This is a genomic window from Vibrio sp. 1CM8B, assembly GCF_023161685.1.
Taxonomy (GTDB): domain Bacteria; phylum Pseudomonadota; class Gammaproteobacteria; order Enterobacterales; family Vibrionaceae; genus Vibrio; species Vibrio coralliirubri.
This window is the reverse complement of sequence record NZ_JALNTU010000003.1, coordinates 324,314-346,891: the sequence shown is the minus strand read 5'-3', so window position 1 is coordinate 346,891 and position 22,578 is coordinate 324,314. Positions and strand designations below refer to the sequence as shown.

Genomic DNA, 22,578 nt, shown 5'->3' with positions numbered 1-22,578 from the left:
ATATAACTGTCATTTAGCTTCTATAAATTTGTCACTCAACTGCAATATTCAAAGTTTAAATTTGGTATATACCATTTAAAGAGTGCTGTAGTATGAGCAACCAAACTTATTTGAATATTGAAAACGTTGTAAAGCAATTTGGCCAATTTACAGCGTTAAAAGACATATCCCTATCGATCGAAAAAGGTGAGTTCGTCTGTTTCCTTGGCCCGTCTGGCTGCGGTAAAACGACACTACTACGTGCGATTGCAGGACTGGATTTACCGACCTCAGGCTCTATTGAGCAGAACGGTAATGATACGACGTTCCTACCTCCTGAGAAGCGCGATTTCGGCATCGTATTCCAATCTTATGCTCTATTTCCAAACCTGACTGTGGAAGAGAACATCGCAATTGGTTTGAAGAACCAAGGGATGTCGACCAAAGAAGCTTTGGAAGCGGTAGAATCTTGGTTAGAAACCATTGGTTTACCAACGTCTGGTCAGAAATACCCAAATCAGCTATCTGGTGGACAACAGCAGCGTGTTGCTCTGGCTCGCGCATTAGCGTTGTCTCCAGGCTTGTTGCTACTCGATGAACCGCTTTCTGCATTGGATGCGAAGGTAAGAACACACCTGCGTGATGAGATCTGTCAATTGCAGCGTAAGCTGGGCATTACCACCATCATGGTGACTCATGATCAAGATGAAGCCTTAACCATGGCCGATCGCATTGTGGTCATGAATCATGGTGTTATCGAGCAAGTGGGTGCTCCGCAAGAAATCTATCAAAACCCAGTCAGCCGCTTTGTCGCTGAATTCGTTGGTAGCATGAACTTCATTCAAGCTTCTGTTGCTGCGAAAGGCAAAATGCGCATTGCAGAGTCGATGTTAGCGTTGCCAGTTTTAGATAATTTGACACCAAAGCATGGCGATCGGTTTGATATCGCGGTGCGTCCAGAACAAATTCAGTTTGTTGATCGCTTTAACGAGTCTTTACCCGTCAGAATCATATCTAGCGAGTTCCTAGGGGCGTTCTATCGAGTTGAGTGTGAGCTGCAACATGACTCAACGGCTAAAGAGATCATCGTTGATGTGTCAGTCAAAGAGTTTAATCGATTGAAACTGCGTCGCAGCGATATTCGTTACGTAGCGTTTGATGAAGAAGGCCTTAGAGCTTACCCATCTGAAAGCCTGCAAGTGATGAAAGACGAGGCGGCGTAACAATCATGGAATCGACTCAAATGATGCAATCTAAGCTGCTAATTCAACGACGAGTAACGCCTTTTCTTGCTCGGTTAAGTAAAGACAACGTAATCCTATTCGGGCTTCTGGCTTTTTTGTCAGTGGTCATGACGCTATTCATTCTGATGCCACTGTGGGCAATGTTGAAAAAAAGTGTACAGAACGCAGACGGTGAATTTGTAGGATTACAGAATTTCGCAACGTATTTTGCTTCTCAAAGCCTGTGGCAGTCGGTAGGTAACACGTTTACGCTTGGGCTGTTAGTAACGATTGTCGTGGGTGTATTAGCGTTTGGTTATGCCTATGCGTTGACTCGTTCATGTATGCCTTTCAAGGGGCTTTTTCAGGTGTTGGGTTCAGCGCCGATTCTAGCTCCATCGTTGCTTCCTGCGATCAGTTTGATCTTCTTATTTGGTAACCAAGGTATCGCCAAAGAAGTCTTAGGGGGAAATTCGGTATACGGTTTGATTGGTATATCACTAGGCTTAATATTTTGGACTTTTCCACACGCCTTGATGATTCTGACTACCTCGTTAAGAACTTCTGATGCTCGTCTGTATGAGGCGGCACGTGCACTCAATACTTCATCATTCAAAACCTTTTTCATGGTGACGCTACCTGCGGCAAAGTATGGTTTGATCAGCACTCTGATCGTTGTATTTACGCTAGTGGTTTGTGACTTTGGTGTGCCAAAGGTGATTGGTGGCAGTTATAACGTTCTATCGACTGACATCTTTAAACAAGTGGTAGGGCAACAGAATTTCTCTATGGGTGCAGTAACCAGTATTTTATTGCTATTGCCGGCACTGCTTGCGTTTACAGTGGATCGCTGGGTTCAAAAGAAACAGAAGAGCTTGTTTGATACTCGCTCCGTCGCTTACCAACCTGAACCAAATACTCTACGTGATGGCGTGTGTTTGCTCTATTGCACCATCATCTCTGCTGCTGTTGTTATCGTGCTAGGCATGGCGATATACGGTTCTATGGTCACGTTCTGGCCTTGGAACAAAGCACTCACCTTGAATAACTATAACTTCGCAGAAATGAGTACTTATGGTTGGACGCCGTTCTTCAACTCTTTAACGCTGGGCGCATGGACTGCTATTATCGGTACCGTGTTGATTTTCCTTGGTGCATATTGCATTGAGAAAGGCAGAGCATTTGGTCCTGTTCGTCAGGCAATGCAGATGCTTAGTGTTGTGCCAATGGCGGTTCCGGGCATGGTGTTGGGTTTGGGCTATATCTTCTACTTCAATGATTTGAGCAATCCATTCAACTTCTTGTATGGCACGATGGCGTTCTTGGTGATAAACACCGTGGTTCACTACTACACAGTCGGGCACATGACAGCGTTAACTGCATTAAAACAGCTGCCTGAAGAAATAGAAGCGACAGCGGCTTCGGTTAACTTACCGCAATACAAGCTGTTCTTTAAGGTGACGGTACCCGTTTGTCTGCCGGCGATTTTAGATATTGCGACATACCTGTTTATTAATGCACTTACCACGACATCTGCGGTAGTATTCTTGTATTCTACCAATACGATCCCAGCATCAGTTTCAGTATTGAATATGGATGATGCGGGGCAAACGGGTGCAGCAGCTGCTATGGCGGTGATGATCATGATATCGGCAGCGAGCGCGAAGTTGATTCATATGTTAATCAACAAGTTATTCGAGAAGCGAACCCAAGCTTGGCGTAAACGCTAGCGAACCATTTTATATTGCAGTTGGCCAAGGAGTGGCTGACGACAAGAACAAGAATAAAAGGAAATGAAGTGCAGTACGTAAAAATCAAAGATGTCATCGTAGAGCAGATAGAGTCGGGGATGTTAACACCACGACAGAAGTTGCCTGCGGAGCGCAAACTGGCTGAATCGTTTGATACGACTCGAGTTACCTTACGTGAAGCCTTGTCTTCACTTGAAGCGGAAGGGCGTATTTATCGAGAAGACCGACGTGGTTGGTTTATCTCTCCCGAGCCGCTTCGTTATGACCCAACACAAACACTAAACTTCACCAATATGGCTCTGTCGCAGAACCGTAAGCCGAAAACAGAGTTGGTGGCAGCGAAAGGGATGTTGGCAACCAAGGAGGCGACTAAGCTTCTTGAGTTACAACCGTTCTCAGATGTTTATCGAGTCGACAGAGTTCGCTACCTTGAAGACAGGCCTGTTGTGTATGTGACTAACTACATTCGACCAGAGCTGTTTCCTAACTTGCTCGATTATGATCTGTCTAAATCACTGACGGACATCTACCGCGAGCACTTTGGCATGGTGTATCAGAAGATCCGTTATCGTGTGAGCACAACGTCTTTGCTTGGCGAAACCGCGCAAGCACTGCGTGCAACTTCTGGCTCTCCTGCAATGGTGGTTGAGCGTGTTAACTACAATCAAAACGGCGATTTGATTGATTGCGATATTGAGTATTGGCGTCATGACGCGATCAGTATTGAGTCGATAGCGCAGTTAGAGCGTTAGTCGTACGTTAGAACGCTGGCACATCTCACTTTAGGGATTTGCCCAACTGGAATGATCAAAGGTCTCTTATCTGGAGGCCTTTTTTATCCCCTGTTTTCAGCGACCGCTTTTATCAGTCAATAAGTTAGGAATGAAATGGAATTCTCTGCCATCATCATCGTGATTATTTCGGCTCTGCTGCATGCGGGTTGGAATGTCCTAGGTAAATCAAATCAAGGATCGGGCTCGTCTTTCTTCTTAGCCTCTGGGGTTGCTGCCGCAGCGATATTGACGCCATATTTGATTTGGTATGTTCACAGTGTAGGGCTATCAAATATCTCACTTCCATTTTGGCAGTTGGTTTTCTTGAGTGGGATTTGCCAAATCGTCTATTTGATTGGGTTGGGTGCTGCCTATAAACAAGCTGATATCGGTGTGATCTATCCAATGGCACGAGCACTACCTGTGTTAATGGTTGGCTTGGGTACAGTGTTGATTGGTTATGAGCTGTCACCTAATCAATGGATGGGATTTGCACTGATTACATTGGGTTGTTTGTTTGTACCACTTAAGCAATTCTCTGAGTTGAGGCTCAAGGCTTACCTTAATCTTGGTGTGTTGTGGGCGTTAATCGCCGCCATTGGAACGACGGGTTACTCCATTATTGATAAAGAGGCGCTTCTATTATTAGAGCCTCTAAGTACACCCACCATTACTAACAAGCACACAGCAGTTTTTTACCTGGGTATTCAATTTTGGGCGATCGTGATTCCGCTTAGTATTTGGTTATTCGCAACCAACCAAAGAATCGAGTTTACTAATGCATGGATATTGCGCAGAAAAGCAACCATTGCTGGCATCATGATGGCATCGACCTATGGTCTGGTGTTGTTTGCAATGACCATGACAGAGAACGTCAGCTTGGTTGTGGCACTTAGGCAAGTAAGCATCATCTTCGGCGTAGTGATGGGGATCTACTTTTTGAAGGAAAAGTGGCACATGACTCGCGGTGTAGGCGTCGTTTTTATTATTGCTGGTTTAGTTATCTCATTGACTTAAAACTAAATTAATCTACACCTCCGACCTATAATGTGACTTTTCAGTCACATTTCTCTTATTGATAGCAAACGTTTTACTAATGTTAAAGATGTGATCCTTCTCATAGACAAGGCTGTAAGGTTACCGGTAACATCTGCCTCAACGTTACCGGTAACATATAACAACAAACCGGACTCTGTGAAACTCATAAGGATACCCAAATGAAAGCTCTGACTAAAACGCTGATTGCTGCTTCCCTCACTGGCCTATTTGCTACATCAGCAATGGCTGCAGACTTTAAACTTAAGATTCAATCTTCAGATCCATCTGGTGATTTGAACTTCAAGGTTCAGCAGAAGTGGGCTGAGCGTGTAGAGACGATGTCTAACGGACGTATCGACATCGACCTTCTGCCTGTAGGCGCTGTGGTTAAACACACTGAAACGCTGGGCGCGATCAAGATGGGCATTCTTGATGGTCATATCACAGCAACAGGTTACTTCTCTGGTAAAGATCCAGCATTTGGTCTTATCGGTAATATGGTTGGTGCATGGTCTGATACAACACAACTGCTTCAGTACATGAACTACGGTGGCGGTAACGAGCTAATGACTGAACTGTACAAGCCTTACGGTGTTCAGTTCGTTGGTGCTTCTACAACGGGTGTTGAGTCTTTCATTTCTAAAAAGCCAATTGACGGTGTAGCGGATCTTAAAGGTCTTAAGCTTCGTGCTCCTGAAGGTTTAGTACAACAAGTGTTTGCAGCAGCGGGTGCGACTCCGGTAAACCTGCCAGGTTCTGAAGTCTTTACCGGCTTAAGCAAGGGGGTAATTGATGCCGCGGACTACACGGTATTCTCTACCAACCAAAAAGCGGGCATGAACGATATTGCAACGCATCCAGTTCAACCGGGTTTCCACTCATTACCGCTTATCGACATCTCTGTATCTCAGAAAAAATGGGACAAGATGCCAGCTGATCTACAAACGATTCTACAAACATCAGTGCGTGACTTCTCTTACGACATGACAACTCAACTGAAAATGGCTGACCAAGCTGCAGTTAAAGAAGCACAAGCTAACCCAGAAATTACTATCCACGACTGGTCTCAAGAAGAGCGTAAGAAGTTCCGTGAAATCGCTAAAGGTCAGTGGAAAGTCTTCGCAGAGCGTTCTGATAACGCGCAGAAAGTTTATAACTCAGTGACTGTGTTCTTAGAAGAAAACGGCTTGTTGTAACTTAAACTTAGCTTACTGACGGGGGAGGGCATTGCTCTCCCGTATTCTCCCAGGAAATTTGGCCCATGACAGACAAAATCCCCCACGCCCCAGCTGAAAACGACGAACAGCCAAGAAACGTACTTGATCGTCTTATTATAAAGTTCAGTAATCTCGTTAGCTGGCTGTTTATCTTTACTGTATTGATTTCATTTTACGAAGTTGTGATGCGTTATGCATTTGATGCCCCGACCACATGGGTACATGAAACAGCTTCTTTCATTGGTGGTTCTTTATTCATTATTGGTGGTATCTACGCTTTTGCCGCGAATAAGCACGTACGTGTGGTTCTTATTTACGATTCAGTCTCTAACCAAACACGTAAATATCTTAATCTTGTTCACCACATTGTTGGTTTGGCTTTTGCTGGCATGCTTGCTTACGCGGCTTATTTCACTGCAGAAGAAGCGTGGTTTGCACCATGGGGCGAATTCCGCCTTGAAACATCAGGCTCAGTGTTAAACGCGCCTTATCCTGCGCTGTTGAAAGGCCTGATCTTTGTCGTTTTGTGTGTTCTTGTTATCCAGTTTGTATTGCACCTAATCCAAGAGTTGATGGGTCTAAGGAAGAATGACGATGTTTGATTTATCTTCTATTGGTATCGCATGGGGCAGTTTGCTCATGTTGGTTATGATGATTGGCTTGCTCCTGACGGGTATGCAGCTTGCGTTCGTAACTGGCTTTGTCGCGATTTTCTTCACTCTATGTTGGTTTGGCCCTGATGCTTTACCTTTGATTGCGAGCCGTACTTACAGTTTTGCTTCTGGTTATGTGTTTCTCGCAGTACCGATGTTTGTATTGATGGCCGCTTTACTAGACCGTTCGGGCATTGCTCGTGATTTGTTTGATGCAATGAAATCTGTCGGCCGTAAGGTTCGCGGTGGCGTTGCGGTACAAACGTTATTGGTAGCTGTGTTACTGGCTTCAATGTCAGGTGTTATCGGTGGTGAAACTGTACTACTAGGTATTCTTGCACTGCCTCAAATGCTTCGCTTAGGGTATGACCGTAAGCTTGCTATTGGTACAACCTGTGCGGGTGGCGCGCTCGGCACCATGCTGCCGCCAAGTATCGTACTGATCATCTATGGTATGACAGCGAGTGTGTCGATTGGCGACCTATTCAAGGCTTCTTTCTTACCAGCGTTTATCCTTGCGGGCTGTTACATCGGCTACGTATTGATTCGTTGTAAGCTGAACCCTTCTCTTGCTCCTCTTCCAAGTGATGATGAGACAGAAGAAGACTTAGCGAATCAACCTAGCTACTTCAAGGCTCTGTTCTTCCCTCTGCTTTCTGTAGCAACCGTTCTCGGTAGTATCTATACGGGTATTGCTTCAGTAACGGAAGCTTCGGCTTTGGGTGTCGTCGGCATCATGATCAGCGCGCTTATCCGCGGTGAATTGAACTTCAATATGCTGAAAGAGAGTGCCATCGCAACTATGCGCACCTGCGGCATGATCATGTGGATCGGCATTGGTGCAAGTGCTCTGGTTGGTATCTACAACCTAATGGGTGGCATCGACTTTGTTGAAGAAACGATCCTTGCACTCAGTGGCGGCAACGCAACAGTAACACTGCTAATCATGATGGCTATCTTGCTGGTTTTAGGCATGTTCCTTGACTGGGTAGGTGTGGCACTTCTAACAATGCCAATCTTCGTTCCAATCATCACTGGCCTTGGTTTCGACCCAGTTTGGTTTGGTGTTGTGTTCTGTCTAAATATGCAGGTGTCTTTCTTGTCACCACCATTTGGTCCCGCGGCGTTCTACTTGAAATCAGTAGCACCAAAAGACATCAGCTTAGGTGAGATTTTCTCTTCACTACTGCCATTCATTGCACTTCAAGTATTGGTTCTGGCACTGGTTATTATCTTCCCTCAGCTCGCGCTTTGGTGGCAATAACAACGAAGGTTCCAGAGTGAATTTAACGCTCAGGAACCGATCAGCAGCAAAACAAGTTTAACTATTAGATTCGATTGTCAGCCCCAGTTTTGGTTGGGGCTTAGGGAAGGCTTGCCTTATGAAAAGCAAAAAAATACTCGTGATGGGCGTATCTGGATGCGGAAAAAGCCTGATTGGTAGCCGTATCGCACAAGCTTTAGATCTTCAATTCTTTGATGGCGATGACTTCCATCCGCAAAGCAATGTAGAAAAAATGCGCCAAGGTATTCCGCTGACTGACGAAGATCGTCAAGGATGGCTAGAAACACTTAACAAGCAATACATTGAACAACCAAGTGCTGTGATTGCTTGCTCTGCATTGAAACCACAATACCGCGACATTCTACGAAAGAACAATGAAGGCTTAGTTATCGTGTACTTACAAGGTAGCTTCGACACTATTTGGAACCGCCATAAAGCGCGTGAGAACCATTACTTCAATGGTCAAGAAATGTTGAAAAGCCAATTCGCAACCTTGGTTGAACCGAGTGAAGGCGAGGCGTTGTTTGTTGATATCTCACAAGATGTTGAACAGGTAGTAGAAAGTGCACTCAAACAAATTAAGCAGATAGGCTAAACCATGACTCAGACAAAAAATGACATTGCGATGATTGGTTTAGGAGTGATGGGTAAAAGCCTGGCACTCAACCTACTTGATAATGGCTTCAATGTCGCAGGCTTTGACCTCAATACAGACAACATTGAGCGTGCTAGCTCTGAAGCGAAGCAGCTCAATGAGACATTTGAAGGAAAAGGCCTCTTTACTAGTGGTGTTAATCTTGAAGACATTCTTCAGGGGTTAGCGAAACCACGAGTGATTGCATTGTCGGTTCCGGCAGGAAAACCGGTTGATATCGTGGTAAGTAACTTGCTAGAAGCCGGTTTAGAGCGCGATGATATTGTTATCGATACAGGCAATAGCTTATGGACTGATACTGAAGCCCGAGAAGTGAACTACAAAGGCAAACTACGCTTCTTTAGTACAGCTGTTTCTGGTGGTGAAGAAGGGGCTCGTGTTGGCCCTGCGTTGATGGCTAGTGGTGACCCATCAGCTTGGCAATATGTGAAGCCGATGTGGGAAGCGATTGCTGCGAAAGTCGATGCGAACGGTTTGCCTGTCGCTCAGTTTGAAGCAGGTGAAGCGTGCGCTGCGTATGTTGGCCCTTCGGGCACTGGGCACTATGTGAAAATGGTGCACAATGGTATTGAGTACGCTGACATGCAGCTTATTTGCGAAGTGTATCAGTTCATGCGTGATGTACTTGAAATGCCAGCTCAAGAGATCGGCAAAGTCTTTGACCAATGGAATAATGGCGTCCTTAATAGTTATTTGATGGAAATTAGCGCCGATATTCTTCAACAAGAAGATGTGGTGACGGGTAAGCCATTCGTTGATGTTGTGCTTGATAAGGCTGGTCAAAAAGGCACTGGCTTATGGACAGCAGTAAACAGTTTGCAAGAAGGTTGCCCAACGCCAACCATTGCACAGGCGGTCTATGCGCGTGCGATGAGTGGTCAAAAAGCACAGCGTGTTCAAGGTAGCAAATTGCTAAGGGGCAATATTACCGATGCGAGTCAGCTAGATAAAACTGAAGTCATCTCAGAACTTCATGATGCTCTGTATTGCGCCAAACTGTCTGTTTATGCGCAAGGTTTTGATTTACTGAAAACAGCGTCAGACAAAGAGGGTTGGAATCTTGATTTCACTCAAATAGCTAAGATCTGGCGTGCGGGTTGTATTATTCGCGCGGCCTTCTTACAAAGCATCACGTCGGCTTACCAACAAAATAGAGAACTTGCGAACTTGTTGTTTGATGAGGCTTTCATTAAACAAGTAGAAGAGCGCGAACTTGCTTGGCGTATCGCGGTAGCGAATTCAGCTTTGTATGGTATACCGATGCCAGGAATCAGTTCTGCATTAAGCTACTTTGACTCATTGCGTTGTGAGGTGTTGCCAGCTAATTTACTGCAAGCACAACGTGATTACTTTGGTTCTCATACCTATTCACGAGTGGATAGAGAGGAAGCTGAAAAATTCCATGTCACTTGGAGTCAGTCCCCAAGAACAGAAGTAAAAGTTAACGCTTAAATAATCAATAACGCCCTCTACTGAGGGCGTTTGTATTTATGACGCTATATCAATATTTTACTAAATTAGACTTCAAATTCCACGTCAGTTGGATACACTGTTACCAGTAACATAATTCATAACTATAACAATTAAATACTATGTCGAATAAGAAAAAACGTCCCACATTACAAGATGTTGCCAACCTAGTTGGTGTCACCAAAATGACCGTAAGTCGCTGTCTGCGAGACTCTTCTCAAGTGTCTGAAGCACTGCGAGACAAGATCAACGCTGCAGTCGACGAGCTCGGTTATATCCCTAATCGAGCACCAGACATCCTTTCTAACGCTAAAAGTAATGCTATCGGTGTGCTTGTTCCCTCGTTAACTAACCAAGTTTTCGCCGAAGTTATCCGTGGTATTGAACAAGTTACCGCGCCTGCGGGCTACCAAACCATGATTGCCCACTATGGTTATAGCGCTGAACTGGAAGAACAAAGCATCGCTTCGCTGCTCTCGTACAATGTGGATGCGATTATTCTGTCTGAGAATGTTCACACCGATAGATCTCGAAAAATGCTGCAGACCGCTTCAATCCCAGTGATCGAGATTATGGACTCGGTATCGCCAAGAATTGAACAAGCTGTTGGCTTTGATAACTTCGAAGCGGCTAGAGCCATGACCAAAACCATGCTCGACAGAGGACGCACCAATATTGCTTACTTAGCGGCTCGTATGGATGAGCGAACTCGCTTAAAAATGGCGGGCTACGAACATGCGATGCAAGAAGCTGATAAAGCGCCCGTGACTCTGCAAACGGAAGACGCGTCCTCGTTTACTCTTGGTGCGAAACTGATTGGTGAGTTACTAGAGAAGCACCCTGAAGTGAATGGCATTTTCTGTACTAACGATGATTTGGCCATTGGTGCTTTTTACGAATGTGTACGTCGTGGTATTCAAGTACCAGAGCAGATGGCAATTGCAGGTTTCCACGGGCACGACATCACAGTGGCAATGACGCCTCGTTTAGCGACTGTAGTAACACCAAGGGAACAGATTGGTAAAGTCGCTGCACAGCAAGTTTTAGCGCGTTTACAAGGCAATAAAGAATGGGTAGCGAAGCTGGATCTCGGTTACGAGATCGAAGTGGGTGAGAGTATTTAATTTTACATTTCAGCCTTGCTCTTCATCGGATTCAAATTAAAACGCCCTTAGCGATACAAACTTCGATAAGGGCGTTTTCTAATTATCTAGTAAGAAGCTGTAGGTAGTAAAAGACTTAACCCGCTAAAGCTTGAGCATCTTGTTGTTTCAACACTTTGTGACCATCTTCAGTGACGCCACGTTTCCAGTAGCTGCTGATGTAGATGTTCTCTTTTGCAACTTCCTTTTCGTTGCGGAAGTACTGTCTCAGCTCGCGCATGCTTTCAAATTCACACGCTGTCCATACTGACACCTGACCTTCTAACCATTCTGTGTTACGCACGGTTTGTGAAAGTGACTCTGAGGTTTCATCTTCAATCAACCAAGTTACTTTGATGCCTTGAGGGGTTTCAAGTGCTTGCTTATCTGCTGCTGAGTTGATCTGAATGACAGCGTGACCTGTCGCTGTTTCTGGAAGCGTTTTTACTTTTGCAGAAAGCGCAGGGAGGGACGTCATGTCTGCGACTAAGAAGAACCAATCCGACTCAAGGTTCAGTCCTTGAATCAAACCTGGGCCTGCCACTGAAATAGTGTCACCCACTTTCGCGCTCATTGCCCATCTTGCAGCAAAACCACATTGCAAATCTTTAGTGATGTGGCGAACGAAATCGACTTCGATGAATTGCTCTACTGGGTTGTACTGGCGAATGGTGTAGGTACGCATGGTTGGGCGCTCACCTTCGTTTAGTTGGCTTAAATCAGTCGTGCCGAGTGGCGAGAATAAAAGCTTGATGTAGCCGCCGGCACATTCTGTTGGGTATTTACTTAATCCCTCACCGCTAAGCGTTATGCGCTGCATGTTTGGAGTAATTGTTGAGGTTTGAGTAACGGTTAATGTGATAGGGCTAGGCTTGCTCATATAAGGCTCTCTTAGATTTGGATTTCCACATCATAATCCTGAACTAAAAAACACTCAATACTAATAGTTATCATTTACTTTGATTTACACATGTACTACCTAACTGATGCGACAGATCCTATTGAGAAACGGATCCTACAAAAAAGAGCCCTTTAGAAAACTAAAGGGCTCTTAGGATTGGTTTGACTCAGCGAACAGAATTAGCTGTTTGCTTGCTCTAGTTCAATCGTTTCTTCAGCGGCTTTCGCAGCTTCTAGCATCTTACGAATAATGAACGATGCTGCCATTGCGATACCTACCATCACGACTGCAAGAACAGTCAGCATTTGGAAGTAATCACCGTAAACCGTTTGCACGATCTCTTGTGTGATCTCTTGACCTTTCTCTAGTGCAATAGACGTTGAGAATACCGCGCCAACAATGCCTGATAGTGCGATAGCAACAGAGAACAAGCTTACTGAGAAGTTTTCAATGTGCTTAGGTGCAACAGACAGGATGAAGGCTACAACCATTGAACCTACAATCACTTCACCGAATGCTAGGAAGAAGTGAATCGCTAAGAAGACTTCTGGGCGGATCAGAACATCGTCACCCACTGTCGTTACTGCCATCGTAAGGATACCGAAAGCGATAGCCGTAAGGATGAAAGAGAAACCGACTTTGGTTGCAGTTGAGAAGTTAATGTTTTTCTTTTCTAGGTTAGAGAAGATACCCGCGATGATAGGGCCAGCAACCATACACCATAGTGGGTTCATTGCCATTGATGCTTCAGGTGCGACAGGGATGAAGCCAAATAGATCGCCACGCATTGTGTTGATCGCTACCATTGTCATTGAAGTCATCATCTGACCGTAGTACACGAAGAAACATGTCGTCAAGAATGTGATGATTAAGATAGTGCCCATTTTTAGCATGTCTGATTTCTTCGATTTCATCATCAAAGAGACAAAGTAGATGATGGCTGCACCACCGATTGCGTACACGATGTTTTGGCCAATATCCATGTTCGAGAACATGAAGAATACCAAGCCGATCATTGCTGCAGAAAGACCAAGGAACGCTGCCCAGTTTTTAGTGCTTACTGGTTTCTGGTCGATTTCAGCACTTGCTTCAACAAGGCCTTTGCGAACAAAGATCATCATTAGAAGCGCAGCACCGGCTAGAACCGCTGAAAGAAGGAAACCACCGTGGAAACCAACAACAAGCACTAGCATTGGGAACAGGTATTGCCCTAACAGAGCACCAATATTGTTTACTGAGTAGTTGATTGGGTAGCAGTTCTCAAAATCTTCTTGAGTTTTGAACGTGCGTTTGTAAAGACTTGGGTAAGAAGGGGACATCAAACCACGTGCATAACTTGCTAACGCAATACCACATAATGCCATCGGAACATTGGTTGCTGCAGCACCAAGTACCAGTAGAACGTAACCACTTGCGAACCCTAGGAAGGCAATGGTTAAAGATCGATAAGCGCCTAAAAACTTGTCGGCGATAAAGCCACCTGCGATAGCAAATAGCGGTCCGATTGCAGAGAAAGCACCAACAACCATCATGGTGTCGGCTTCATTGTAGTTCAGATCTTCAAGGAAGAAACGAGTCAAGATCACCATGACGCCATAGAACGAAAGTCCGAACATCATTTGGCAGAACATCATTGATTTGTTTAATCTATTCCACATTATTTTATTCTCACGTTTGTATTAATATGTAGTGTAATTACCCGATTATAATATCATTAGTAGTAATACATAAACTGAAACATCTATCCCAAACAGAACTTTACTCGATATATCTTTTCTTATGAGTGCATTCATATTTCTCATGAATGAAATTTGCAACGTTAGATTTTGCGAGTGGATGCATAGCGGTATGAAATTTAGCCATCATCATTTGTGGCTAAGTAATGAACTAATAAAGGGAAAGTTAGAGGCAGTCATTCTGTAAATGTTTTTAAGTGAGTATCACTTTCAATTGGCTGCTGGGCTTTAGCCAATAAAAAAGCCAGCTTGGTGGCTGGCTTTGTTGAGATATTGAAAACTAAGTTTACAAGAATGCTGTCTCTATAGAGGCTTTCTCCACTCGTGTTCCTGTCTTTTATTCACAAGGTGGTGCCATGTGGATCACGGCTAGGCCGCCTAGAGAAGTTTCACGGTACTTCTTGTTCATGTCTTTACCTGTTTGATACATGGTCTCGATAACCTTGTCTAACGAGATAAGACACTTGCTGGTACGCTTCAACGCCATGCGCGATGCATTGATCGCTTTCATTGCGCCCATTGCGTTACGTTCGATACATGGTACTTGTACCAGACCACCGATCGGGTCACATGTCATGCCCAATGAGTGTTCCATCGCGATCTCAGCTGCAATACAAATCTGTTCGTTGCTACCACCACGTAGGGCAGTTAGGCCTGCTGCGGCCATTGATGAAGAAACGCCGACTTCACCCTGACAACCTACCTCTGCGCCAGAAATCGAAGCGTTGGTTTTGTATAAGATGCCGATTGCACCAGAGACAGCCAAGAAGTCTTTAAGCTGCTTAGTGTCTAGCTCTTTGATGAAGCGATGGTAGTACATTAATACCGCAGGAATAACCCCAGCCGCACCGTTGGTCGGTGATGTCACGACCTGACCGCCCGCTGCATTCTCTTCACTCACGGCAAAGGCAAATAGGTTAATCCAATCCATGATCTCCATTGGATCGTTTTCAATCGAGGCATTCGCTTCAAGCTTTTTAAGCAGAGCAGGTGCTCGACGAGTGACTTCTAGGCCGCCATCAAGAATGCCTTCCGTGTCAAAGCCACGTTGCATACACAGAGACATCACCTTCCAAATTTGGTCGGCTTTCTGGTCAATCACATCCATACCTTGGAATGAAACTTCGTTACGCAGAATTAAGCCACCAAGGCTCAGTCCTTGTTGTTCGGATAGTTCAAGCAACTGATCAGCAGAAGAGAAAGGGAACTCAACTTGTGTTTCTGCTTCCTGTTTGCCGTTTTGTAGCTCATCCGCGGTTGCGATAAAGCCACCACCAATCGAGTAGTAGGTTTCCATATCCAGAAGACTGCCGCTTTCGTCAAAGGCAGAGATAGTCATGCCATTTTCATGCAGCGGAAGGTTGGTCTTGTGGAAGAGCAGGTCGCTTTCTACATCGAAATGAATTTCATGGTTACCGCTAACCAATAGAGATTTATCTTCAATCGCCTTGCGCATAGCTTGGTTAGCACTGGTGATTTTAATGGTGTCGGGGCGGTTACCTAGTAAACCTAACAAGGTCGCTCTGTCTGTGTGGTGACCAATCCCCGTCAATGATAACGAGCCGTATAAGTCGATTTGAATACGCTTCACTTGCTTAAGCTGAGCATCAATTTTTTGGGTAAAGTTAAACCCAGCGATCATTGGTCCATTTGTGTGGGAGCTGGACGGCCCAACCCCAATTTTGTAGATATCAAAAATAGACAGCATAGTAACTTCCTGTGAAGACGGTTCGATGGACGAACTCTGTGTAAAATTTGTATTTAGTTAGTTTCACTTCTTTGAGTGAACCTGTTCTTTGGATGAAACAGTTATGTGATTGAGCGTATTCATTGATAGAAAGCGCTCTTTTATCGACCAGTGCTAACAAGCATAGAGCGATGAAATACAAGAGCGTGCTATGTTTGCTGTAAAGCGACACGTCTATTCTTGTATTACTTAAGATGTCGCTATCAATAGTGAGCATTATTGCGAGCAACATATAAGAATTTCAAAATACTTTTGTTAACAAGTATTGTATACATAATTCACTCCATCTAATCCCCAAAACGAGACTTGAACATAAAATGAGCATTAATCACCTCCTTATTGTGCTGGGTAAGCGACTGAATGAGAATAAATTGACTGATGAAGGAATCAGTCGAGTTGATGCTTTGTTTGAGTATCTGGCGGAGCCTTTGGTAGAAGAGTCGAATCAGCAAACCGCGGTTGCATTTTGTGGTGGGATAACGAAAGGGCAAACTCTGTCTGAAGCCGATGCGATGCACCAATATTTTAGAAAGCTTGAAAAGCGGCGTGAACATCCGTTTTTCTTAGGAGCGATTTTGCTCGAGCAGCATTCGACCAACACTGTCGAGAACATACAAAACTTGGCCTCAGAGATGATTGCAAGCGGGTTGTTTACTCGCGGGCAAAGTGTGCAAGTGACTTTCGTGTCGAATGACTACCACTTACAACGTATATTCGAAATTCAATCGCTCATGGACGAGCAAGGTTTGCTTAAAGTTCTCGTCGAGAAGTGTTCCGCACTTGGGGTAGAGCTGCAAATAGATCGTAGGTTGGATGCTCATGTTGCGGTGCCATACCCACATCAAAGTGCTCAAGGGCAATTGTTTCTGTTGATGGACGTACTGACGACCTACCGAGTTTATCTTGAAGGTGTTTGTGCGGGCGCATTTAAGCGAGATTTAGAGTTGGTTAGACGAGAGCCAGAAAGACTGTCTTTGGAAGCATTGATAACTGCCAAGGAGCTCGTTGGACGTTCATCTGACTTTGACATTGTGGAGAGTTTACTCCCAGCATTGGAGCGCTGTATCCAGCAGACTTCAGTGGGTACCGATATAAAAAAAGTCAGGGAATACCTAGCTCTACTAGATACTAACCTGACTTTATTGAATCGTTATTTAGATCCGGAATCGGATCACACACATCGCTGGTGGCGATAGGTGATTATTTCTTTCTCGTGATGCCAATAACGGTCTTTAAACTCGCAAACGCAATCAGACAGTAAGCTAGAAGCTCAGTGCCTTCTTCAGCGATGTTTTTAACCGCTCGAACGTAATCATCGCCCATAACATTGTGCCAGAAGCTGCCCATGCCAAATAGGCGAGAGAACACCAACAGAAGCATCACGCCAGTTACTAGCAAGTTCATGTGTGGGGAAGCAAGAATAAGCGCAAGTTGATCAATGGTTCGTTTACCATTTTTAATCGCATAGAAAATTGCACTACCAGCAACCAATAGGGCAGGAACAACCCAAGCGCCATGTACAATCTTGTCGAACCAAAAGTCCATTTCACGAATAAACATCACACCGAAAAATGCACTGATGAGCATAGCTGCATGCTTAACTTCACGCTTCTCTCTCGCTAGATAAGCAAAAGATCCAGACGCGACAATAAGCAGTAACTGTTGCAGCATCTCTGTCACCGAGATCTCACCAACATTGCCATTCAACAATACAAAATCAATTCGAAGAGTAAGGTTTGCGACAATACCAATCGCTAAAACAACGAGAGCGGTTTGGCAGCGTTTGTAGATCACTTGAGATGTCGACTGAGAAAGGGTGAACTCTGGCAGTTCAAATGACATTTGAGTTTGTTCTTTCGTTTTTGATTGGCTTTTCATAATAATTATATGTGTAAAATTTTGTAACAGGCGGGCATTCTATCGGCCTAGGTTAGGCTAATGTCAGAGATGTGTCAGAAATAAAACAGTGTTCAATTGGTGTATGTATACGGTAAACCGCTGCCTTATGGCAGACAGTTTACGTAACATAATTGAATTTTTAGGGGGGGGATTACAGCTTTGAGATTGGAAACTTGTAATAGAAGTGATTACTTTTCAGTTTCTTGCTCATGGTTATTGCGGTAGTACTCCCACTGTTCAATGCGCTCGCCGTCATCGAATACACAGTAAGTTGTACGCTGATTGTTTTCAGTAACCGTGTCTAATTCACCGTCCTGTTGAACACAATAAACCGCTGCTGGGTTAGCGACTGAAACACGTTGGCCCTCGCTATATTCTGCATAGTCGTTTGCACAACCGCCTAATACAATGGCACATACAGCCATCAAACCAATTTTCTTCATGTCTATCTCCTACGTGATAACTCTATAATCGAATGCGTTAAGTTCTACAGAACCAAATGAGAAGCTCTATGAAATTAGTATATTTTAGATTTCAGAAAAGGTTGTCCTAATTTGGTCAAGATATTGAAATAGGTTGATATTTCTTCATGTTTAACGACTTTTTGAGTGTTAGATCAAGCTAAGTGGATTCAAGTTACCGTGGGAATATCCCCGTCGGATCAGTTCTTGTTGGCGATTGTGAACCTCGAATCTATTGATGACTATGATATGATGCCGCCAAATTCAGTAGAGCAGTCAGAATCATGAGACACCTAAAAACAACCATCCACCCTGATATCGACCATCTAGACAATAAAACGGTCTATAAGCGCAACGCTGCCCGTGCCATTGTGTTAGATGGTGAAGACATTCTGATGCTGTATACAGAGCGTTATCACGACTACACCATTCCTGGTGGTGGTTTGGATGAAGGGGAAGATGTGATCGCAGGTATGGTTCGTGAACTAGAAGAAGAGACTGGCGCGAAGAATATCCATAGCATCAAGCCGTTCGGCATTTTTGAAGAGTTTCGTCCTTGGTACAAAGACGATGCAGACATGATGCACATGATTTCTTACTGCTACTCATGCAAGATTGATCGTGAGCTTGGTGAAACGGCTTACGAAGATTATGAAGTGAAAAATGGGATGAAACCGGTGTGGATGAATATCCATGAAGCGATCGCTCATAACGAAAAGACCATGGCAGAGAGCCCTAAGAAGGGCATGAGTATTGAACGTGAAACCTTTTTGCTGCATTTGATTGCCAAAGAGATGCTTTAGCCGTTATCAACAGCCCCAGGCCTGCTAAGCTATTTATTTGCCGCCACTTTTGGCGGCAAAGTTGTTTCTAGCAATGCTAAAATTTAATAGCGGAAACTAATTATTGAATATGGTTGATATTGTCAACTAAGTGTTTTTGATGTATCTTTACCTCAACGATGAACCTATCTAGCTTAACTGCCCGGTTATATCGTTAAATCTCGCTGTGAGCCTGCCCTAAACAAAGAATACTATGAATAAAAGACAGTTTATTGCCCATTATCTGCGCATGAATCGCACCTCGTACTTATTGGCGATTGTGTTCATCTTTCTCGTCAACTGGTTACAAGTAGAGATCCCTCGTTATATCCAATTGGCAATAGATTTGATTGATGATGCCTCTTCAACTGGCCACCAACAGCTTCAAACCTATGTTTGGATTGTGGTCGGTATGTCGGTTGCCATGGTGGTGGTGAGAATTTTGTCTCGTATTTATGCGCTTAACCCGGGGCGAATTACAGAGGCTGCGCTCAAAAGTACTCTTTTACAAAAGCTGAATCGCTTACCGAGCAGCTTTCACGAACGCTTTGCTTCGGGTCGACTGATCTCGATTATCAACAATGACCTTAGTGGTATTCGACTGCTGTTTGGTGTCGGCTTCTTGCAGTTCTTCAATGCGTTGCTTGCGTTGTCGCTGACGCCTCTTTACATGTGGCGCATATCGCCAGAACTCACACTGTATTCGATTATTCCTATCTCAATCGCTTTTGTGATTTTCCGTGTGGGCTTCAAGCGTATGAAAACGCTGCATTTAGAGCACATGAAGCGTCTACAAAATCTGTCTGCCCAGTTGATGAGTTACCTATCTGGGATTGATTTGATTAAGAGCCAGCAGATGTCACCTTGGGTGAAAGCCGAAACTGAAAAGCTGAACCAGTTATTGCTTGAATGCCGCCTCAAAATTACACGTATTCAAGTCTTCTTTATGCCAGTACTCGACTACGCCAATGACCTGATGAAAATCATCATTCTTGGGCTTGGTGGCTACATGTTAATGAGACAGGAACTCACACTTGGTGAGATTACCGCCTTTCTGACTTACTCGGTTTTGCTCGCTATGCCATTGATGCAACTTGGCAGAATCGCGACCATTTATCAGCGTGGCATGGTCGCGATTCAAAGTGCACAGACCATTCTTAATGCCAAAGTTCCAGAGCTTGATGAAGATAAGCTGACTGAGTTAGATATTGAATCGCTGAAGGGAAAAACGTTTTCCGTTCGCAATCTCAGCTTCAGCTATTCAGGTGAAGAACGGGTGATTCTCGATGACATCAGCTTTGATATTCCAGCAGGTAAGAAAGTGGGTGTTTTAGGCGGGATCGGAGCGGGTAAAACGACATTAGTGAACTGCTTAAATCATCACTTAGATGTACCAGAAGGTTCGGTTTTCCTTGGTGAAAGAGATGTCACTAGCTTCTCGCGCAGTGATTTGCGCCGTTACGTGAAAACCGTGACTCAAGACCCTTACCTGTTTTCAGCAACCGTCGAAGACAATATCCGCTTTGGTAGCTTGGATACCGATCTGGCAAAGAGTCAGGTTGATGAAGTGCTAGAGCTCAGCCAGTTGGCCAGTGATGTGACGCGTTTTGAACACGGCGATCAAACCTTAGTCGGTGAGAAAGGGATCATGTTGTCTGGTGGTCAGAAGCAGCGCTTAAGTATTGCGCGTGCTTTATTGCAACCCACCGATCTGATCATCATGGATAATGTTCTATCGGCTGTCGACTATGAAACAGAACGTAAGATCTTGGAAGGCTTGTTTAAGCGTTTGGAAAATCAATCGGTTCTTGTGGTTTCACACCGCGTTAATGCTCTTGAATATATGGATGAAATCATCGTGTTGAATGAAGGGAAAGTGATCGCGAAGGGCGACCACGCCACGTTATTGAAAACCTGTGATTACTATTACGATACATGGCAACTACAGAAGAATGAAACGGAGGCAGTGGCATGTTAAAAGGTGTTGATCTCAAGTACCTCAAGCACTTTTTTAAGTTTGCTAAGAAATACAAAGGCTCTGCGATTCTGGGTATCGCTATGCTTCCTCTTTCTGTCATCACGAGCTTGTTGTTCCCTTGGCTGATCATTCAAGTGATAGATGTTCACCTGAGTCACGGGGATATGGATGGTCTGCTCGAATACGTCTTCTATCTCGTTGCCGTGCTGGTGGCGAGTTATGTGGTGGATACCACCTATTCGTACAACCTGCGTAAAACTGGTCAATACACGATAACTGACATGCGCTCAGTATTGTTTGCTCGCGTGCTCAAACTGCCGCGCAGCTATTTTGATAACACACCGATTGGCGTAACGCTCTCACGATTAACCAGTGACTTGGAAACCATCGGCGAGACGTTCGTTCAGTCGGTTGTAGGGCTAGTTAAAGACAGCATCAATACCATTGCTCTGTTGGTGATGATGTTCTTCATTGATTGGCAGTTAACGATGATTGTATTGATCATTATGCCACCAGTGATGTACTTGACGGTGTATGTGAGAAACCGACTTCGTGCTCTCTATAAGGTGACTCGTTCTTCTCTCGCTCGCGGTATTGGCTTTTTACAAGAAGTCTTATTTGGCATGAAAACCGTTCAGATGTACCGAGCAGAAGAGCAAGTCGAGCAACGCTACCAAGGCTATACCGATGAGTTTTTAAGAGCGCAGAAGAAGATCAATAAATACGATGCGATTTTGTTCTCGTTTATCTCCGGCATCACCTCTATCACCATCGCGATTATGATCTGGTATGGCTCTGAGCAAGTGTTAGAAGGGGCGCTCACCTTGGGTGTGCTGATTGCGTTCATCAACACCTTAGAGAAAGTGTTTGTTCCGATTCGTGACTTTACTTCGCAGATCGCTTCGATTCAGAGTTCATTTGCAGCGTTTGACCATATTGAAGAGCTGTTTGTTGAGCCGACTGAAGAAGAAGGGCGCAACCTGTTGTCATCTAACAAGGTTGAGAAGCAGCTTGAACAGTTTGTGAGCCTAGAGTTTAAGAACGTAAGCTTCCGCTACAAAGACGACTCTCCCTACGTTCTAAAGAATGTCTCGTTTGTATTGGAGAAAGGGCATCAAATCGCGCTTGTGGGTTCGACGGGCTCGGGCAAGTCGACGATTCTGCGTCTGATCTCTAAAACCTACCAAGACTATGAAGGCAGCATTTTGTTGAATGGAATAGAGCTGTCACAGATCTCAAGTGAAGACTCTGCTCATTTGTTCTCAATGATGATGCAAGACGTGCACTTATTTGAAGAGACCATCCAATTCAATATCGCGCTGGGTAAAACGCATCTATCTAGAACTGAGGTTGAACAGGCAGCGCGCTATGTTTATGCCGATAAGTTTATTGAACAATTGCCACAAGGTTATGACTTCCACTTGGAAAAGAACGGCTCTAACTTGTCTGTAGGGCAAACGCAGCTCATCTCGTTCGCTAGAGCGGTTGCACAGGGGGGGCAATTGATGATGCTTGATGAGGCGACCAGTTCGGTAGATTCAATCACCGAAGACCTGATTCAAAAAGCAATGCAGCGCCTTTTCAAGGAAAAAACCGTGATTGCGATTGCACACCGTTTGAGTACCGTTCGTCATTCAGATACGATTTTGGTGTTGGAAAAGGGTGAAATTGTTGAGCAAGGTAATCATCAACAGCTGGTGGCGCACAATGGTATTTATGCTGGCTTGTTACAAGAATCGATTGTAGAAACGGGCGATCCTCAAGCTACGGTAGCCTGATTGCCTCAAATCAGGCTGTTGCTTTCGAAAAGACGAATTGGTCTTGTCTATGCTTCATCAATTTCTATTGT

At 44.5% G+C, this 22,578-nt stretch carries 20 protein-coding genes; 15 read left to right on the top strand and 5 right to left on the bottom strand.

What is annotated here, in order from left to right; genetic code table 11:
* Positions 1–92: 92 nt before the first annotated feature.
* From MSG36_RS07970 to gntR, 10 genes are all read left to right on the top strand, one after another.
* A complete protein-coding gene (locus tag MSG36_RS07970) occupies positions 93–1,202 on the top strand; it encodes a putative 2-aminoethylphosphonate ABC transporter ATP-binding protein (protein WP_102307070.1) in 1,110 nt (369 codons plus the stop codon).
* A gap of 20 nt (positions 1,203–1,222) precedes the next feature.
* Positions 1,223–2,932 carry a putative 2-aminoethylphosphonate ABC transporter permease subunit gene (locus MSG36_RS07965; protein WP_186728022.1) on the top strand — a complete coding sequence of 570 codons (1,710 nt, stop codon included), beginning with the start codon at positions 1,223–1,225 and terminating at the stop codon, positions 2,930–2,932.
* A gap of 68 nt (positions 2,933–3,000) precedes the next feature.
* Complete coding sequence (gene phnR, locus MSG36_RS07960) at positions 3,001–3,705, top strand: phosphonate utilization transcriptional regulator PhnR (RefSeq protein WP_146490080.1); 705 nt, start codon at positions 3,001–3,003, stop codon at positions 3,703–3,705.
* A gap of 135 nt (positions 3,706–3,840) precedes the next feature.
* A complete protein-coding gene (locus MSG36_RS07955; RefSeq protein WP_146490081.1) occupies positions 3,841–4,743 on the top strand; it encodes an EamA family transporter in 903 nt (300 codons plus the stop codon).
* 200 nt (positions 4,744–4,943) lie between these two features.
* A complete protein-coding gene (locus MSG36_RS07950; protein WP_048608825.1) occupies positions 4,944–5,960 on the top strand; it encodes a TRAP transporter substrate-binding protein in 1,017 nt (338 codons plus the stop codon).
* A 65-nt stretch (positions 5,961–6,025) separates the two neighbouring features.
* Entirely contained in the window at positions 6,026–6,583 is a 558-nt protein-coding gene (locus MSG36_RS07945; RefSeq protein WP_048616944.1) for a TRAP transporter small permease subunit, read from the top strand.
* On the top strand, positions 6,576–7,898 hold the full coding sequence (locus tag MSG36_RS07940; RefSeq protein WP_048608821.1) for a TRAP transporter large permease subunit: 1,323 nt from the start codon (positions 6,576–6,578) through the stop codon (positions 7,896–7,898). Before MSG36_RS07945 ends, MSG36_RS07940 begins: the two co-directional genes overlap by 8 nt.
* Positions 7,899–8,016: 118 nt before the next feature.
* Positions 8,017–8,514 (top strand): gluconokinase, encoded by a 498-nt coding sequence (locus tag MSG36_RS07935; protein WP_048608819.1) that lies wholly within the window; start codon positions 8,017–8,019, stop codon positions 8,512–8,514.
* Between the two features lie 3 nt (positions 8,515–8,517).
* Positions 8,518–10,026: an NADP-dependent phosphogluconate dehydrogenase gene (gene gndA, locus MSG36_RS07930; RefSeq protein WP_248367138.1), complete on the top strand. Its 1,509-nt coding sequence runs from the start codon at positions 8,518–8,520 to the stop codon at positions 10,024–10,026.
* Between the two features lie 140 nt (positions 10,027–10,166).
* Complete coding sequence (gene gntR, locus MSG36_RS07925) at positions 10,167–11,168, top strand: gluconate operon transcriptional repressor GntR (RefSeq protein WP_248367136.1); 1,002 nt, start codon at positions 10,167–10,169, stop codon at positions 11,166–11,168.
* A gap of 115 nt (positions 11,169–11,283) precedes the next feature.
* Here gntR and MSG36_RS07920 read toward each other — a convergent pair whose 3' ends face one another.
* From MSG36_RS07920 to MSG36_RS07910, 3 genes are all read right to left on the bottom strand, one after another.
* Complete coding sequence (locus tag MSG36_RS07920; RefSeq protein WP_248367133.1) at positions 11,284–12,066, bottom strand: siderophore-interacting protein; 783 nt, start codon at positions 12,064–12,066, stop codon at positions 11,284–11,286.
* A 200-nt stretch (positions 12,067–12,266) separates the two neighbouring features.
* Positions 12,267–13,745: a peptide MFS transporter gene (locus MSG36_RS07915; RefSeq protein ID WP_086967716.1), complete on the bottom strand. Its 1,479-nt coding sequence runs from the start codon at positions 13,743–13,745 to the stop codon at positions 12,267–12,269.
* Positions 13,746–14,160: 415 nt separating this feature from the next.
* On the bottom strand, positions 14,161–15,531 hold the full coding sequence (locus tag MSG36_RS07910; protein ID WP_048612939.1) for an L-serine ammonia-lyase: 1,371 nt from the start codon (positions 15,529–15,531) through the stop codon (positions 14,161–14,163).
* A gap of 356 nt (positions 15,532–15,887) precedes the next feature.
* Between MSG36_RS07910 and MSG36_RS07905 the strand changes: the two genes are divergently transcribed.
* Positions 15,888–16,766: a YdcF family protein gene (locus MSG36_RS07905; RefSeq protein ID WP_248367130.1), complete on the top strand. Its 879-nt coding sequence runs from the start codon at positions 15,888–15,890 to the stop codon at positions 16,764–16,766.
* Positions 16,767–16,770: 4 nt separating this feature from the next.
* Here MSG36_RS07905 and MSG36_RS07900 read toward each other — a convergent pair whose 3' ends face one another.
* On the bottom strand, positions 16,771–17,448 hold the full coding sequence (locus MSG36_RS07900) for a hypothetical protein (protein WP_248367127.1): 678 nt from the start codon (positions 17,446–17,448) through the stop codon (positions 16,771–16,773).
* 209 nt (positions 17,449–17,657) lie between these two features.
* Complete coding sequence (locus MSG36_RS07895; protein WP_248367124.1) at positions 17,658–17,912, bottom strand: DUF333 domain-containing protein; 255 nt, start codon at positions 17,910–17,912, stop codon at positions 17,658–17,660.
* A gap of 165 nt (positions 17,913–18,077) precedes the next feature.
* Here MSG36_RS07895 and MSG36_RS07890 point away from each other — a divergent pair, with 165 nt between their 5' ends.
* The 4 genes from MSG36_RS07890 (at position 18,078) to MSG36_RS07875 (ending at position 22,507) form a co-directional block, all read left to right on the top strand.
* Positions 18,078–18,218 (top strand): hypothetical protein, encoded by a 141-nt coding sequence (locus MSG36_RS07890; protein WP_248367120.1) that lies wholly within the window; start codon positions 18,078–18,080, stop codon positions 18,216–18,218.
* The gene (locus tag MSG36_RS07885; RefSeq protein ID WP_017059522.1) at positions 18,215–18,733 is read left to right on the top strand and encodes an NUDIX hydrolase; all 519 of its coding nucleotides are present in this window, start codon (positions 18,215–18,217) and stop codon (positions 18,731–18,733) included. The genes MSG36_RS07890 and MSG36_RS07885 overlap by 4 nt, the downstream gene beginning before the upstream one ends.
* 232 nt (positions 18,734–18,965) lie before the next feature.
* Positions 18,966–20,729, top strand: coding sequence for an ABC transporter ATP-binding protein (locus tag MSG36_RS07880; RefSeq protein ID WP_248367118.1), 1,764 nt, complete (start codon positions 18,966–18,968; stop codon positions 20,727–20,729).
* Positions 20,723–22,507, top strand: a complete 1,785-nt coding sequence (locus MSG36_RS07875) for an ABC transporter ATP-binding protein (RefSeq protein ID WP_248367116.1) — start codon at positions 20,723–20,725, stop codon at positions 22,505–22,507. Before MSG36_RS07880 ends, MSG36_RS07875 begins: the two co-directional genes overlap by 7 nt.
* Positions 22,508–22,578 lie beyond the last annotated feature (71 nt).